Here is a 14,868-nt window from a genome sequence, read left to right on the forward strand (position 1 = left end):
TGTTCCTTATGTTATAAATTTAAAAAATGCGGTTCTGGCAAAGGCAATTAACGCATAGTGACGTCGTTTTTTAGGGTTACTGGTGGTGGCCCCTTTAAAAGCCCCGGCTGCAAAAATAGACAACAGCATAGAAGGTTTTCCCATCATTAAGCGGGCCCGCTGTTTTGCCTGTTTTTGCAGATAATCCGTTTGCCTGCATATAACAGCATAATGGTTATGTGCCTGTTCTGCTTTCTTTATTTCCTGATTCAGAAAAAAGTTCATGCCGACTCCGATTGACTGTCCCTGGCTGCCCGGGCAGACGAACCCATTAAGGTTCTGACAATAGGCATAAGGGTAATATGAGGGTAGGTTTGTTTAAGGCCCATTAAACATAAACCAAGCAGAATGCCGTTTGTAACAAGCAGGATCAGCGCGTTTAATGCAAGATGAACACCTGCTCTGTCAAGAGCAACGCCGGCGAATACATTGACGATAATCCACAACACCAGACTCAGTCCCGATGCCAGTACTGCACCGGCTACAGCAACAAATACTGCCTTTTTAATAATGTCAGCTTCATGAGAAACCACATCAGCAAGCGCCAGAGATTGTTGTTTTTTCTGAGCAATCAGCTTTTCCAGTGTGACAAATACTTCGCCGTAGGTGGTATCATCATCCAGTGTTTTATGCTCAGAACGAAGATAAGCCCACCCAGAGTCTCTGAGCGGGCTGAAACTTACAGGCCGTTCCGGCCTGTAATGTGCGGTACGTAAATTCGCCATACCTGGCCTCACGTTTACTTTCTACGTAAAAGTGAAGTAACCAGCATACCTGCGGCAAAAGCGATGCCCGCTGCTGCAACCGGATTTTCTACCGCATATTTACGGATAGTTGATCCCTGCCATTTTTGTTCTGCCAGACGCTTGCGAGTGGCAAAATTCTCTGCCGACTCAGAGGCCGTGCTACGAAAGTTTTCTTCTGCTTTACTTGCAGAGCCTGCAAACTTATCGACCGACGCATGCAGCGTATCCTGAACCTTGTCAGTTACCGGGTGAGTAGATTCTGGTACGCCAGTTGGCTTAGTAGTTCCTGGTTTTGCTTGAGTAGCCATAATGAGTCTCCTTGATAATTAATGAATACACAAGGAGATATGCATTGATTATACCAGCGTGAACATTTTTATAAGTATCTGATTTTCAATGTTTTTATTTCGTGACGGGAAAGGGGGAACAAATGCTGGTAGTAAAAGATGCAAAGGACTGTAATTCTTTCTTAATTATTACAGTTCACTTTCAAATAATGCATGCAGATCATTTTTGCTGACCGGTTTTAACAACGAGTGGCTGATATTCAGCGCAGACATTTTTTCTGGCTCAGGCTCCCGGCCGCTGACAATAACAATTTTCAACGATGGCGTATTTTTTTGAATCTCAGCAGCCAGCTCAAAACCGGTGTAGTCCGGCAGGGTCAGGTCCAGCAGTGCATAATCGTAATGGTTGTGTTTCAAAGCCTCCAGCGCCTGCCGGCCATTATTGGCAATGCCCACTTCATGTCCCTGATGACTGAGTAACAGCTGCATTAGATCAGCGGCATCTTCGTCATCCTCGATCACCAGTACCTTTTGTTCAGCCGCAGATGAGCCTTTTAGCGCCGGTGCTGAGACAGTCTGACGCTCACTGGTTATCGTGACCGGGTCGGTTTCTTCTTCGTTATCGGTAATCAGTTCATGGATCTGCGATGCGCCAACTTCAGGGCTGTTGGTACGTATTAAATACCGATCCAGAATTTGTGATAATGCCTGTTTTTCAATCGGCTTGCCGATGACATCATCAAAGCCTTCATCCAGCAACGACTGCCGTAATCCTTTGCGGCTGGCTGCGGTAATCGCGACTACGGCCGTTTTACAATTATGTTTGCGCAGCGCCTTCAGTGCATCTATGCCGTTCATCACCGGCATATGAATATCCATCAGTACAAGATGAAATGGCTTCCCTTCTTTTTCCGCCATCAGTACTGCTTCCAGTGCCTTGACGCCATTTTCAGCATAAGCTACCTGAGCGTGGCACTGACTCACCAGATGACCTGTCAGACGACGTAGCTCGCGTAAGTCATCCACAATCAATACCCGGCCGGAAACGTGCAGGTTCATGGCCGTCTGGGTCTGAGAAGACGGAGCAGCCAGGTTCAGCATTTCACGAGGCTGGTCGGCAATGTCCCCCGGATCAACAGTAAACGAGAATACGCTGCCTTCACCAAACTTAGAGTCCACAGAGATTTCGCCGCCCATTTTATTGACCAGTTCACGACAGATAGCCAGCCCCAGACCGGCACCGCCATGGTTGGCGCGCATGACATCTTCTATTTGTTCAAACGGATGGAAAATATCTTCAAGCTTATCAGGTGGCATGCCAATGCCCGAATCCCTGACTTTAAAACGCAATAGCTCGTTGCCGTTTTCACCTGCATGGGGGCGAATATCCAGAGTGACACTGATTTGGCCGCTGTCGGTAAATTTAACCGCATTGCTGATCAGGTTTATCAGCACCTGTCTGAGTCGGGTTGGATCTGCTTTTATGACTTCGGGGACTTCAGTATCACAACTGATAGACAGCTGCAGGCCTTTATCTTTGGCGGCCAGGTTCATTAGTGAGTGAACATCGGTCATAAAGCCGGACAGGTAAATATCTTTGGGAGATAATTCCAGCTTGTTGGCCATAATGCGGGACATATCCAGCAAATCATTCAGCAGACTTAGCAAATGCTTGCCATTCGTATGAATGATCGACAGCTCCTGCATAATGCGCTCATTAGCGCTGTCATCCAGCAGCAACTCGGTATAACCCAGAATAGACGTTAGCGGAGTGCGAAGCTCATGACCCAGGTGGGCCAGGAATTTGTCTTTTGCTTTGTTTTGCTGTTCAACCTTGTGGCGCTCAATCCGCTCGTTTTCGATTTCGCGGCGTACCATGGCATAGCGCATCGTACGCATGAAGCGCGGGGTCTCAATTTCACTTTTTGTCAGGTAATCAGAAGCGCCGGCACGCATCACCATTTCGTCGACTTTGGTATCAGACTGGCCGGTCAGAATAACCACCGGAATATTGATACCCTTGGACTTGATGATACCTAACACATCCAGCGCGTTTTCCGCGCCCAGGATGTAGTCGAGCAGACAAATATCAAAGGATTTACAGCGAAAGGCGGCGACCGCTTCAGCGCTGTTGGTCACCCAGGTGATATCAAACCTGGGCTCTCTACACTGTGACAGATAATCAGCAGTTAAAAAATAATCATCTTCATCATCTTCGATGAGTAAAACACGGATTAGCTCTGACACAGATCGCCTCAAACTACAAGTTTAATCGTGGGGTAGTTCGACAAACTCGATCCAATAGCGTCCTAATGTACGCATTAAATCGACCAGGCCTTCAAAGTTCACAGGTTTGGTAATGTAAGATGCACAACCCAGATCGTAACCCCTTAACATATCTTCTTCTTCTTTTGAGGTGGTAAGGATCACTACCGGAATACCACGCAAAGCCGGGTCGGCCTTAACTTCCTGTAATGCTTCACGGCCATCCATTCTGGGCATATTCAGATCCAGCAGGATCAGACTAGGGCGTGGAGAGTCTTTAGGATCGGCGTACTTGCCTTCACGTCGCAAGAACTCCAGTAACTCTACGCCATCTTCAACACAGTACAGATTATTCAGAACGCGGCTTTCTTTAAGCGCGTCCAGAGTTAACAAACGATCATCTTCGTCATCGTCTGCCATTAGAATGTTGATAGGCAAAGCACTCTTTGCGGTCATTAGCTTACAACTCCTTGAGTAGGAAGTGTGGCAAACGGCTCACCGTCTACCGGAATCACAATTACAAAACGTGAACCCTTATCCGGCTCACTGTATGCTCGAATTTGACCATTGTGGCGCTCCACAATGCGTCGGCAAACCGCCAGGCCAATACCTGTTCCTTTGTAGGAGCTTCGCCCATGCAGACGTTGGAAAGGAGCAAAAATCTTTTCCGCGAACGACTGTTCAAATCCAATGCCGTTATCTTCCACGGTTATGGTAATCCAGTCAAATCTCTCTTGCATATGGAGGCCATCGAGCTCTTCGGCGGTGGCAGGATGACAGCTAACTGAGATATGTGGTGTGGTATCCGGCTTTCTGAATTTCAAAGCGTTAGACAGCAAGTTCAAAAACAACTGCTCAATCTGACTTTTATCACCTTGAATCAACGGCAACGAGTCAGTAGTGATTTGTGCCGACGATTCTTCTACCGCAATTTCCAGATCACTACAGACATCTTCAAGAATCTCACTCAGATTGACTTCGGTGAAATCTTTGCCACGGGTAGACACCCGGGAAAAAGACAGCAGGTCGCTAATCAGCATACTCATTCGCTCTGCTGCATTGAGCATACGCTTAAGAAAATCCCGCCCGCGCTCGTCAATGACGTCGGAGTAGCCGTCATCAATCCGGTTACCGAATGCCCGAATCTTCCTTAACGGCTCCTGCAGATCGTGAGACGCCACAAAGGCAAAATCTTCCAGTTCACGGTTACTGCGGGCCAGTTCATCAGAGTAAACCTGCAGCTCTTGTGTGCGCTGGGCAATTTTGTATTCAAGTTCTTCATTGATATTTTCCAGCGCACGCTGGTGACGCAGATTTTCGCGCATGTTGAGCTTAAGCAGCACAAAAATAGCAACAATCAGAAAGGCAGTGGTCACACCTGAGATAATCAGCGTAGTGACCGAGTTTTGTCTAAGCCTCATCAGATTTGCCAGGTGCTCGCTTTGCACCTGACGCTCTGAAGCATCAATTTTTTGAAACAGCACTTCAAAACGGTCGTACAATTTTAACCCGCGATCAGAGCTGACAATGGTCAGAGCCTGGGTAAAGTTACCATCACGGGCCACTTCGACGGTCTGCATCATCTCGTTGACTTTTTCCTTGCTCAGGCGAATCAGCTCCTGCACCTTTTCGTCCTGATCGGGCAGATCTGATGCCTGGGCGCTGATGTCCACTTCTTCAATCAGGGTATTCAGGCGGTTCAGGGTTTTGGTATAATCCACCAGATAGGCTTCATCCTGAGTTAGCAAAAAACCACGCTGACCGGACTCGGCACGCAATACAGCCATGTGCAGGGTGTTAATGGCACCGATGACCCGGTTAGTAGTAAATAGTCTGGCTTCCAGACCCGCGAGTTTGTCCAGGGTGTTTACCACATAGAAAGAGTTTCCGGTGATAATAAGAACAATGATTCCAACCAGCGCTATCCAGCTGTACAAAGACTGAATCATCTTATTAAACATGTATTTTTATTCCGGTTGGGAATTGCTCAAAGCTTCCATCATGGTGGTGAGAGCCTCGCTGCAATCCTTTGTGCTTATAATTATTTTGTCCAGTGCTTGCTTGGCCCGTTCCGGCGGTACGTCCCCGTCCAGCGCCATTTTAACCAGCTCTGCCTGCATTGAAATACGGTTCAGCGGTTTACGGGCATCGTGAACATGGGTTGCTACCGTAGCAAACTCTTTCTCATTCATAAAAACAGACCTAGTCGTCCTTACTTAAATCGCCATAAGCGTGTAAGCGGTTGTAAAGGGTTTTTGTGCTGATACCCAGCATTTCAGCCGCCAGCGTCTTATTGCCGTTCACTTTTTCAAGCGTAGCGTAAATAAGCTCTTTTTCGACGTCCTCGATGGTACGGCCGGCTTGCAGAGTAGGGGTAGTAGACTGCTTCTTGGCAAACGGTGATTCAATGGTTTTAGGTAGCTCAAGATCAGACTGTTCCGGATCGCTCATAATGGCAGCACGATGAACAAAATGGCGCAATTCACGAACGTTACCCGGCCAGTCATAGGCTTTTAATGTATCCAGCTGACCATCATTCCAGGCAAAATTAGTGCTGTTTTCTTTATTCAACTCTTCAATGAAATAAGTCGCCAGCAAAGGAATATCTTCTTTACGTTCACGTAAAGGCGGAATAGTGATAGGAAAGACAGCCAGACGGAAGTAAATATCTTCGCGTAATACTTTGCTTTCGGCAATTTCTTCCATAGCCCGGTTAGTCGCAGAAACCACGCGGCAGTTAATCGGGATCGTTTTTGTACCGCCAACCCGAATCACGACTTTGTTTTCCAGTACACGCAACAGGTTGGGCTGCATGTCGATGGGCATTTCTGTGATTTCATCTAAAAACAAGGTACCGTTTTCAGCCTGTTCAAACACGCCTTCCTTACGACCGACTGCACCGGTAAATGCGCCTTTTTCATGGCCGAAGAGTTCGCTACCAATCAGTTCTTTGGAAAACGCACCACAGTTAGTGGCAATGTAAGGGCCTTCTGCCTCCGAGGCTGAGTGTATGGCAGCCGCCACCACTTCTTTACCCACCCCGCTTTCTCCCAGCAACATGACATTGGCACTGGTCCGGCTCACCCGGGAAATCAGTTTGTAGAGTTCCTGCATGGTGGCAGACTCGCCAATCAGGTGGCCAAAGTGTCGGGTAATCTGCTGACTTTTGCTGCTTTTGGACTGTGTTTTTGTTTTGCCGCTTAAAACTGCTTCAATTTCTTCGCGCTGAATGGGTTTAACCAGATAGTCGATGTTCGGGCCACACAGGCCTTTAATAATTCCGCGAACAGAAGGGTGCCCAGTGATGAGTGTTACCCGCGGACGTTTGGGCAGCGCATCCAGTTCATCAAACAAATGCACACCGCTGCCATCTGGCAGCATGAAATCCAGTAAAATGTGGTCGAATGTTTCTTTGGTGAGCCAGTCGCGTGCTTCATCAAGATTAGCGGCTGTTAACACCTCATGGCCTAAAAATTCGATGATGGTACAGGCCACATCTGTGAATTCCGGATCGTCGTCAACAAGTAAAACAGTTAACACTTACAGATTCCCTTTAAAAATAAAATATAGCAATACATGAACTACATGGTTCGGTCGCCAGAGGATCACATCGCATATTAATATTTGCCTGACCCACGAACTGAACATGCTCTTAGAATAAGCGCAGTATAATGCCATCTGGCACGTTATTCGCAAAGCATTACAGCAGAAACATTAACAAAAGTTTACTTTTTTAAATTTTTTGTTGGCCGGCTCATAACCGTTCAACAGCTAAATTACCAGATGAATTGGTAAGGACCTGACATGATGAGCATGGTGATGGAACGCTCAATGAGCCTGCATGAGCTACTGGGGCGTATGCAGCGAGCGGGCAGCGACGAAAAGATTGCCTTTGGTGATTTGATGTCGATTATGGAAAAACGGGGGTTTGGTCCGATGCTGGCCGTGCCTGCATTTATTTGTTCCACGCCGGTGGGGGCTATTCCGGGTATTCCTACGGTGACCGGCATCACTATTTTTCTTATTTCATTGCAAGTTTTACTGGGTATGTCTTCTCCCTGGCTGCCAGACACCATTAAAAGTATCGCTATCAGTCGGGATTCACTGGGTTACGGCATTGAAAAAGCACAGCCGGTTGTGACCCGGGTTGACCGACTTTTAATGCCTCGCTGGTTTTTTATGCGGCAGGTGATTTTTCGCAGCTTTATTGCGGTAAGCTGCGCGTTGTGCGGCCTGATGATGGTGCCGCTGGAACTGGTACCGTTTTTAGGACTGATTCCGGCAGTGGCGGTGTTTATCATGGCGGTGGGTATGGCCACCGATGACGGCGCGGTGGCACTGCTGGGCTTATCTATTGCCATCATCGGCTTTGTATTTGGCGCACAGCAGATAATGAGCCTGCTTAGTTAGCCGATACTACCGGCATGAGCGCTTTGCTGCTTAGCAGGGCATCGATGGCGTGACTTTGTGCCGGCTTGCCAAAAAAGTAGCCCTGTCCGGTATCACAGCGCATAGTGCGCAATAGTGTCACCTGTTCCTGCTGCTCAATTCCTTCTGCAACAACATTGATCCCCAGACTGTGGCACAATGATATCATCGCCTCAACAATCCGCGCATCCTTATGGTTTGTTACCATATCAACAATAAATGCACGGTCGAGCTTAATAGTATGAACATCCAGCTCGCGCAGATAGGCAAAGGAGCTCATGCCGGTACCAAAGTCATCAATAGAGGTTTTGATTCCCAGCTGATTAAACGCTCTAATCATGCGTTTACTCACTGCAATATCGACCATGGTAGCACTTTCTGTCAGCTCAAACTCAAGCAGGGCGGGGGGAATACCGGATTCTGCCAGCAGGTTTTCAACAAACGGAATAAACGCATTGTCCATCAGGTTGTAGGCTGACAGATTAACCGCAACGGGCAACGCATTGCCCTGACTCTGCCAGAGGCTTATCTGATTAACCGCTGACTCAACCGTGTAGCGGGTGAAGGCGTGCACAATTCCGCTTTGCTCAATTAAATCGATAAAGTGGCCGGGGGGTAAAACACCTTGTTCCGGATGATTCCAGCGCACAATGGCTTCTACGCCGGATAGCTGACCGGTCGCCAGCGAGACCTTAGGCTGATAATACAGTTCAAACTGATTTTGATGTAACGCAGAACGCAACTGACTGCGCAGCGTGACCTCAACCGTGCTGTTATAAGCGAGTCGTTCATTGTAAACCTGAATACCCAGGCGCATGCGCTTGGCCCTGAGCATGGCGGTTTCAGCGTTTTGCACCACGGTTTCAGGCAGGTGCCCGTGTTCCGGTACACAGGCAACGCCGATGGAACAACCGATTTCAAAAGCACTTTTTCCAATACTCAGCGGCTCACGGCATTCGTATAGCAGCGTAAAGGCCCGTCCCATCACATCGTCAGGATCAATATCCGGAATCCAGACAATAAATTCGTCACTTCTATAGCGATATAATTGATCGTCTTCACCGGTGATGTGGCGCAAGCGAACAGAAAACGCCTGCAAAAGCTTATCGCCCATGTCGTGGCCAAGTGCATCATTGATATCTCTGAAGCGATCAAGATCCAAAAACATCAATGCGCCTTTGGCGTCTTTAAGATCCAGCCCGGAGAGCAGGGCATTGCGGTTATACAGGCGGGTCAGGTTGTCGACCAGAGCCAGTTTTTCCAGACTACGATTGGCGCTTTCAAATCGTTTGGCGATAAACGCTGACATCAGCAAGGCTGACCAGACGGATAACCAGAAGGTCAGAAAGGCAGCCACAGACAAACGACTAATCACATGCTCAGACACTTTATCCATGTCTGAAGATTGCCAGATCACCGTTAACGGCTGGTTGTACTCGGGCAGTATGTCACTGTGTACATAATACTGTCCGTCGCCTTCTTCAAAGAACCCGGTTTGCTGTAAGGGTTGTAAAAATGTTTGCGGGGCCAGGCGCGTGTCCCGGTAGATTTCCTGTCCGCTGAATTCAATCAGCAAAATTTTATCCGCCAGAATAGATAAATCATGTGGCACCAGGGTTAGATCATCGCTGGCTGTGTGCTGGGCAAATAAGGGTTCGAGTAGCTGTTTTACATCAATATACTGTTCTTCAAAAGACTGGCGCTCCATGTCTTTTTCCATTTCCAGCAGTAAGGTATACCCGACATAACAGAAAATACTGATAACCAGCAAAGACAACAAAATTGAGCCGAGAAGCAGGCGCTTTCTCAGGTTGCTGTCACTTTTTATCAGTTCTAGATTTTCCGGCATAAATAACCCATTGCTACTGTAGCTTCAATGGTAGCAGCGAAAATACTGCCGGATAAAGCGCTTAAACGACGAATAGCTTGTATGAAAGCCGCTATGCAACCCATTATGCCAGCGCAAAGGGAAGAGCAGATAAACAGGCTCTGGTAAGTAGAAGGTCGCATCGTATTTTTGATTCTTTTTATTATTTTGTATTGGCGATGGTAGTTATAGCCTTAAATCAGCGTGGGTTCAATCTTGCTTAACCCAATGCCTGGGTGCCGGGCATTTGCATTGTCTGGTAGCGCAACTCGCCAATAAAGGTTCTGGCTGCCGGACCCAGTTTGTCGCCATCTTCAAAACTCAGATTGAGCAGTGCTCTGCGCGCAGCGCCACGCTCAAGCGGTAACGGTGACACCGAACCATCCTGTAATGCATCCTGAATCATGGCCACCGGCAGCCAGGCGTAGCCCAGTCCCCGGCGAATCATATCTAACGAGGTGCGGGTATGGCTGACAGTCCAGCGTTGTTCAGCGCCCAGCCAGCCAGCGTCTACTTTACGTTCGGTCGATGAGTCGCGAACCACGATTTGCCGGTGCGCCTTTAAATCTTCATTTTTTAACGGGCGATTAAGCTGGTGCAAAGAATGCTCAGGATGCGCCACCAACAGGAATTCTATTTCACATAAATCTTCACTGAATCCGTTAGTCAGCGGAAATGGGGAGATACCGATGTCTACTTCGCCCTGACGTAACAAATCGTTTGAGCCGCTAAGCACGGTTTCCATTATTTCGATACGTAATTCAGGGTATTCTTCGCTGACCCTGGACAGCACCCGATACAAAATCTCTGACGGAAAAATAATGTCTACGGCAATGCGCAGCTGGGTTTCAATACCACTTTGTAAACTGGCAGCAACAGCTTCGAGTTTAAGCGCTTCATCAAGCACAAACGAGGCCCGGCGCAACATGAGTTCACCGGCCTGAGTGAGTCTCACTTTTCTGCCATCATTTTCAAACAGGGTAACCCCGAGGGCGTTTTCCAGCTTTTGAACCGCATGATGAACAGATGACTGACTTTTGTGAACGATCTGGGCTGCCTGATTGAAGCCGCCAGCTTCCACCACCGCCTTGAACATACGCCATTGTTCCAGAGTTGCTTTTAGCATTGTCGTGTCAGTTAAAATCGAACATAAAAGCCAGTTTACGGTAATTACGTCATATTTGCCTGTTTAAATTTACGCATTGGCATCGTCAGTGAACGCGGTCTGCACATCTTTTATGCCATCGGTAATAGCGGCAACCCGGGTGTAACCCATCACGGTAAGCTGTTCTGCCGCCAGTTGGGCACGAACCCCCGTACCGCAGTGCAGATACAACGGCCGGTCAGGATCTTTAAACTGTTCGGTTGCTTTCATCTCCAGAAGCCCGCGAGGAATCAGCAACGCGGTGGGAACCGGTGATTCGCTGTTTTCAACCGGCTCTCTGACGTCAATCAGCGCACCGCCATTGGCGGCGAGTTCCTCCCGGGCTTCCCGGGCGCTGACCAGACGCACATCTGCGCTGAGCATGGCTAACCGTTCCTGTATTGTCTTCAACATAAATTTTTCCTTATAAACCAATCTGATAAATGAAATAAGATTATTAGGCAGAGCTTATATGATCAATGTGCAAACGCATTTTACCGATTATGCTTTTAATGGTCACTTTTGTGCGACCAGTGTACTTGTCTCAACGGTTTGCTTCGCGTTCCAATAAGGTTTTAAAAAATGGATTCTTCTAACGATGTCAGCTATTTACGATATTCAACAACCCGAGGGGATTCTCAACAGTTCACACGAGGCAGAGCAATTTCTTAAACAACTTGCCAATAAAACCCGTCTTCAGGTGCTTTGCTCCTTGATTGGCAAGGAGTTATCTGTGTCCGACCTGTTAAGTGGTATTGATGTAACTCAGCCGGTACTCTCACAACACCTGGCGTTGCTGCGTGAAGCAAAAATGGTGGCAACACGACGCGATGGCCAGGTGATTTACTACCGACTGACTGATGAGCGCGTTGTGCAGACATTATCACTCATCAATCAGTTTTTTCCGGCCCAGCGCACTGCCGACTAGCGGTTGTGTTTACACCAGCCTGGCTGGGTCAAGCAGTGACCGCAATTCTTCTTCATCTATATCGGTCATTGCCTTAGCAACATCAAGGATATCGCGCTTTTCATCATAGGCTTTCTTCGCGATTTCCGCACCTTTCTCATACCCAATTCTTTGGTTTAGCGCTGTAACAAGAATTGGGTTTTTATTTAAGACCTGCTCAACCTGCTCCTTATTGACCGTAAACCGGGTGATGACCTGCCGGGTTAAATGTTCGCATGACCGGGTTAGCAACTGCTGACTTAGCAACAGATTCTGTCCTATCAGTGGTAACATCACGTTGAGCTGGAAATTTCCCGACTGCGCCGCAACGGTAATTGCACTGTGATAACCCATGGTCTGCGCACAAGCCATCGCTACTGCTTCTGGAATAACCGGATTAACCTTACCTGGCATAATACTGCTTCCTGCCTGTAACTTAGGCAGGGTGATTTCGCCTAAACCGGCCAGCGGGCCGCTGTTCATCCAGCGTAGGTCGTTACTGATCTTCATCAGGGCGGCGGCCAGTGTATTCAGCTGTCCGGATAACTCCAGTGCTGTGTCCTGCGATGAAATAGCGGCAAAGTGGTTGTCGGTGACCGTAAACGGCAAATCCAGAAACTGACTGAGATATTTACAGACTAATGCACCAAAATTGCTTTGGGTGTTGATACCGGTTCCAACGGCCGTGCCCCCAATAGCCAGCCGGCATAGCCGTACACACGTATCTTCAAGGCGTTGCCGGCAGAGTCTGAGCTGGGCCTGCCAACCGGACAGTTCCTGACCAAAAGTCACTGGCATGGCATCCATTAAATGGGTGCGGCCGGTTTTTACCGTGGCAGACAGCTCATCAATGCGCGCACCCAAATCAGCTTCTATTTGCTTCAGGGCCGGCATCAGCTGCTGTTTCAGCATAATCATACTGGCAATATGAATCGTACTGGGAATGACGTCGTTGGAGCTTTGGCCCATGTTCACATCATCGTTGGGATGGACAGACAGGCCCGATTGTTTGCTGGCCAGAGTGGCAATCACCTCGTTCGCATTCATGTTGGTGCTGGTACCTGAGCCGGTCTGATACACATCTACCGGAAACTGGTCGTCAAGATTGCCTGCGGCAATCGCTTCGCTAACCTGAACAATCGCATTGGCTTTGCCCTTATTCAGTTCACCCAGTTCCAGGTTGGCTTTGGCACACGCCAGTTTCAACGCCCCCAGTGCATGAATAAAACCGGCCGGCATGCCGGTGCCGCTAATTGAAAAATTATCCAGTGCCAGTCGGGTTTGCTCCTGATAAAAAATCTCGCTCATGAGGCCTCCTTACTCAGTCGATTTATTCTGCATCAGTGATAATGGCTTCCAGATAACGGGCATCACCCAACCGGTCCAAATCAACTTCTGGCTTTTCCATCAACTGGTCGTGAGTCAGGTTGACGTGCAATTTATGGCTCGACCAGTCGATGTTGGCAATATCCTTAGGGCAGATCGCCACTTTTTTACCGCCTGGCAGCCAGTTACGGGTGTCGATAATCACCAGCCGAAGATCCCAGCCTGCAGTATCAAAAACAAAGTCGGTAATATGGCCCACGTCCTCATCAGTGGTGGCTACATCATAACCATGCACCTCATTACAGGAGCGCAGATGGTTGGTCTGCTCGGGCCGTTCTTTTTCCATTTCCTGCTGTACTTCTTTGTCGGCCAGGTCGGTCGGATGAGCAAAGTCTCCCCAAGCACCGGGACCAATCCAGTAATAGCCGTAGCCAAAATACTTAAACAGGGTTTCTTCATACTCCCGGGAGACCGGCTTGTGTTCATCAATAGAAGGGCTGTCTTTGATTGCCTGTGAAGACATGTTAATGGTCAGCCATTGCTCATCGGTGTCGACTTTGGTCACCGAGATAGGCGAGATAACCACCTTGCGGCTCAATGGTAGCCAGCTATTGGTGTCGGCGGTAAGGTATCGCGCAACAAAATCCTGATCGTCAAACAGGATATCCTGGCAGTTACCAATATCACCATCGGTAGCATGAATGGCATATTGCTTAATTTGTTTATGTGAAATCATCGCGTTCTGATCCTTGTGAATTCTGGCGTTAAGCAAAATTAATGTATTGAAATTACATTCGTTGCTGCTTGCCACAAAGATCAATAAACCCCGCTGACCAGGTGCAGGCACAGACAAAAAAGCCCCCGGTCGCAATACTGCGGGCCGGGGGCTTTAAAGAAGGAAGCTGAAGGATTAGCCCGCTACATCAAAATCTTCTTCGGTGTAATCCTCATCAAAGTCTGCCTGATTACTGGCAGAGCTATGCAGGGTGTAAAAGTGGCGTTTGCCACGGGCCAGTCTAACGTATTTTTCCCAGGCTTTTTCCAGTGAGCCCTCTGGCACTACCTGGCCTTTGGTGAATTTAACAAAATGTTGTTCGTCGGCGCTGGCCGGAGTAAGTTCACCATTTTCTAAAGACAACAGTGTCTTACCATATTTGGCAAGAATGTCGGCTTCAGTAATGCTGAAGTCACCTGATTTACGAAAACCGTAAGGAAACTTCTGACGGTCGATAAAAGGTTTGGCGGATAAACGAATATCAAAAGTGCTCATGGCTACTCTCATCTGTTGTGGAGAACTGCAGGTGACTTTTAGAGGAATTATTGGCAAAGATAAAACAAAAATTTTTTTATTTTACGAGCAAATATTTTGCTTGTTGAAAACCCTGCCAGACCAGAAGGTTAGTGGAAGACAGCCGGATGACAACAGGCCAGGGCAGGCAACGTGATCATGCAAAAATATTCATCGTTACGATGATTAATATTTGTTTTAAATTTGGCCACTAACACTGATAATGAAGAGGAAAGTTTCCCAACAACCCTAACAGAGAAAACAATGAGTAAAGACTATCGTTACCAACGTGATGAATGGGACTCGGTAGAAGATGACGATTCACATGGTAAGAAAAAAACTGACCGACGTCATCAGGTTAAGGCAAAGCAAAAACGCGATGTTCAGCGTCGTGAAAAGCTGCGAAGGTTACAACAGGAAGATCTCTAAGTTTTTAATCCTTTGATGCAAACTGTGTAGGTTGTGCTTGTCTGTTCCAGGTTATTGACTACCGGGTGGCTGTAGCGTCATCCGGTTGTACTGTGAGCACAGC

17 protein-coding genes are annotated in these 14,868 nt (G+C 47.9%); 3 read left to right on the forward strand and 14 right to left on the reverse strand.

Features of this window, described 5'->3' with window-relative positions; all coding sequences use genetic code 11:
• Window positions 1-6: 6 nt before the first annotated feature.
• From EZV72_RS07545 to EZV72_RS07580, 8 genes are all read right to left on the reverse strand, one after another.
• The gene (locus EZV72_RS07545; protein ID WP_137166669.1) at window positions 7-264 is read right to left on the reverse strand and encodes a hypothetical protein; all 258 of its coding nucleotides are present in this window, start codon (window positions 262-264) and stop codon (window positions 7-9) included.
• Complete coding sequence (locus tag EZV72_RS07550; RefSeq protein ID WP_137166670.1) at window positions 261-764, reverse strand: hypothetical protein; 504 nt, start codon at window positions 762-764, stop codon at window positions 261-263. Before EZV72_RS07550 ends, EZV72_RS07545 begins: the two co-directional genes overlap by 4 nt.
• A 14-nt stretch (window positions 765-778) precedes the next feature.
• A complete protein-coding gene (locus EZV72_RS07555) occupies window positions 779-1,093 on the reverse strand; it encodes a DUF883 domain-containing protein (protein WP_137166671.1) in 315 nt (104 codons plus the stop codon).
• Window positions 1,094-1,261: 168 nt separating this feature from the next.
• Window positions 1,262-3,319 carry a response regulator gene (locus EZV72_RS07560; RefSeq protein WP_137166672.1) on the reverse strand — a complete coding sequence of 686 codons (2,058 nt, stop codon included), beginning with the start codon at window positions 3,317-3,319 and terminating at the stop codon, window positions 1,262-1,264.
• A 21-nt stretch (window positions 3,320-3,340) separates the two neighbouring features.
• On the reverse strand, window positions 3,341-3,793 hold the full coding sequence (locus tag EZV72_RS07565; protein ID WP_137166673.1) for a response regulator: 453 nt from the start codon (window positions 3,791-3,793) through the stop codon (window positions 3,341-3,343).
• Window positions 3,793-5,298, reverse strand: a complete 1,506-nt coding sequence (locus EZV72_RS07570) for a sensor histidine kinase (protein ID WP_137166674.1) — start codon at window positions 5,296-5,298, stop codon at window positions 3,793-3,795. The genes EZV72_RS07565 and EZV72_RS07570 overlap by 1 nt, the downstream gene beginning before the upstream one ends.
• A 6-nt stretch (window positions 5,299-5,304) precedes the next feature.
• Complete coding sequence (locus tag EZV72_RS07575; protein ID WP_137166675.1) at window positions 5,305-5,529, reverse strand: threonine/serine exporter family protein; 225 nt, start codon at window positions 5,527-5,529, stop codon at window positions 5,305-5,307.
• A gap of 10 nt (window positions 5,530-5,539) precedes the next feature.
• Entirely contained in the window at window positions 5,540-6,877 is a 1,338-nt protein-coding gene (locus tag EZV72_RS07580; protein ID WP_137166676.1) for a sigma-54-dependent transcriptional regulator, read from the reverse strand.
• Window positions 6,878-7,141: 264 nt separating this feature from the next.
• Between EZV72_RS07580 and EZV72_RS07585 the strand changes: the two genes are divergently transcribed.
• Entirely contained in the window at window positions 7,142-7,747 is a 606-nt protein-coding gene (locus tag EZV72_RS07585; RefSeq protein WP_137166677.1) for an exopolysaccharide biosynthesis protein, read from the forward strand.
• On the opposite strand, the gene EZV72_RS07590 is transcribed toward EZV72_RS07585, so the two are convergent.
• The 3 genes from EZV72_RS07590 to EZV72_RS07600 form a co-directional block, all read right to left on the reverse strand.
• Window positions 7,740-9,614, reverse strand: coding sequence for a putative bifunctional diguanylate cyclase/phosphodiesterase (locus EZV72_RS07590; protein ID WP_137166678.1), 1,875 nt, complete (start codon window positions 9,612-9,614; stop codon window positions 7,740-7,742). The genes EZV72_RS07585 and EZV72_RS07590 overlap by 8 nt on opposite strands.
• 238 nt (window positions 9,615-9,852) lie before the next feature.
• Complete coding sequence (locus EZV72_RS07595; RefSeq protein WP_137166679.1) at window positions 9,853-10,758, reverse strand: LysR family transcriptional regulator; 906 nt, start codon at window positions 10,756-10,758, stop codon at window positions 9,853-9,855.
• 69 nt (window positions 10,759-10,827) lie between these two features.
• Window positions 10,828-11,190 carry a rhodanese-like domain-containing protein gene (locus tag EZV72_RS07600; RefSeq protein WP_137166680.1) on the reverse strand — a complete coding sequence of 121 codons (363 nt, stop codon included), beginning with the start codon at window positions 11,188-11,190 and terminating at the stop codon, window positions 10,828-10,830.
• A 184-nt stretch (window positions 11,191-11,374) separates the two neighbouring features.
• Between EZV72_RS07600 and EZV72_RS07605 the strand changes: the two genes are divergently transcribed.
• Window positions 11,375-11,704 carry an ArsR/SmtB family transcription factor gene (locus EZV72_RS07605; protein ID WP_137166681.1) on the forward strand — a complete coding sequence of 110 codons (330 nt, stop codon included), beginning with the start codon at window positions 11,375-11,377 and terminating at the stop codon, window positions 11,702-11,704.
• 9 nt (window positions 11,705-11,713) lie between these two features.
• Here the strand turns inward: EZV72_RS07605 and EZV72_RS07610 are convergent, their stop codons facing one another.
• From EZV72_RS07610 to maoP, 3 genes are all read right to left on the reverse strand, one after another.
• Entirely contained in the window at window positions 11,714-13,030 is a 1,317-nt protein-coding gene (locus tag EZV72_RS07610; RefSeq protein WP_137166682.1) for a class II fumarate hydratase, read from the reverse strand.
• A 22-nt stretch (window positions 13,031-13,052) separates the two neighbouring features.
• Entirely contained in the window at window positions 13,053-13,784 is a 732-nt protein-coding gene (locus tag EZV72_RS07615; RefSeq protein WP_137166683.1) for a PRC-barrel domain-containing protein, read from the reverse strand.
• A gap of 174 nt (window positions 13,785-13,958) precedes the next feature.
• Window positions 13,959-14,318, reverse strand: a complete 360-nt coding sequence (maoP, locus tag EZV72_RS07620) for a DUF413 domain-containing protein (protein WP_137166684.1) — start codon at window positions 14,316-14,318, stop codon at window positions 13,959-13,961.
• A gap of 282 nt (window positions 14,319-14,600) precedes the next feature.
• On the opposite strand from maoP, the gene EZV72_RS18425 reads away from it, so the two are divergent.
• Window positions 14,601-14,765, forward strand: a complete 165-nt coding sequence (locus EZV72_RS18425) for a hypothetical protein (RefSeq protein ID WP_175405070.1) — start codon at window positions 14,601-14,603, stop codon at window positions 14,763-14,765.
• Window positions 14,766-14,868: the final 103 nt, after the last annotated feature.

Origin of the sequence: Salinimonas lutimaris (genome assembly GCF_005222225.1) — a bacterium.
Taxonomy (GTDB): domain Bacteria; phylum Pseudomonadota; class Gammaproteobacteria; order Enterobacterales; family Alteromonadaceae; genus Alteromonas; species Alteromonas lutimaris.

Excerpts from the sequence above, each read along its gene's own strand:
- EZV72_RS07595 (WP_137166679.1), bottom strand. The coding sequence starts at position 10,758 with ATGCTAAAAGCAACTCTGGAACAATGGCGTATGTTCAAGGCGGTGGTG.
- EZV72_RS07615 (WP_137166683.1), bottom strand. The coding sequence starts at position 13,784 with ATGATTTCACATAAACAAATTAAGCAATATGCCATTCATGCTACCGAT.
- EZV72_RS07605 (WP_137166681.1), top strand. The coding sequence starts at position 11,375 with ATGTCAGCTATTTACGATATTCAACAACCCGAGGGGATTCTCAACAGT.
- EZV72_RS07545 (WP_137166669.1), bottom strand. The coding sequence starts at position 264 with ATGAACTTTTTTCTGAATCAGGAAATAAAGAAAGCAGAACAGGCACAT.
- EZV72_RS07555 (WP_137166671.1), bottom strand. The coding sequence starts at position 1,093 with ATGGCTACTCAAGCAAAACCAGGAACTACTAAGCCAACTGGCGTACCA.
- EZV72_RS07590 (WP_137166678.1), bottom strand. The coding sequence starts at position 9,614 with ATGCCGGAAAATCTAGAACTGATAAAAAGTGACAGCAACCTGAGAAAG.
- EZV72_RS07585 (WP_137166677.1), top strand. The coding sequence starts at position 7,142 with ATGATGAGCATGGTGATGGAACGCTCAATGAGCCTGCATGAGCTACTG.
- EZV72_RS07575 (WP_137166675.1), bottom strand. The coding sequence starts at position 5,529 with ATGAATGAGAAAGAGTTTGCTACGGTAGCAACCCATGTTCACGATGCC.
- EZV72_RS07610 (WP_137166682.1), bottom strand. The coding sequence starts at position 13,030 with ATGAGCGAGATTTTTTATCAGGAGCAAACCCGACTGGCACTGGATAAT.
- EZV72_RS07565 (WP_137166673.1), bottom strand. The coding sequence starts at position 3,793 with ATGACCGCAAAGAGTGCTTTGCCTATCAACATTCTAATGGCAGACGAT.
- EZV72_RS07570 (WP_137166674.1), bottom strand. The coding sequence starts at position 5,298 with ATGTTTAATAAGATGATTCAGTCTTTGTACAGCTGGATAGCGCTGGTT.
- EZV72_RS07600 (WP_137166680.1), bottom strand. The coding sequence starts at position 11,190 with ATGTTGAAGACAATACAGGAACGGTTAGCCATGCTCAGCGCAGATGTG.
- EZV72_RS07550 (WP_137166670.1), bottom strand. The coding sequence starts at position 764 with ATGGCGAATTTACGTACCGCACATTACAGGCCGGAACGGCCTGTAAGT.
- EZV72_RS18425 (WP_175405070.1), top strand. The coding sequence starts at position 14,601 with ATGAGTAAAGACTATCGTTACCAACGTGATGAATGGGACTCGGTAGAA.
- maoP (WP_137166684.1), bottom strand. The coding sequence starts at position 14,318 with ATGAGCACTTTTGATATTCGTTTATCCGCCAAACCTTTTATCGACCGT.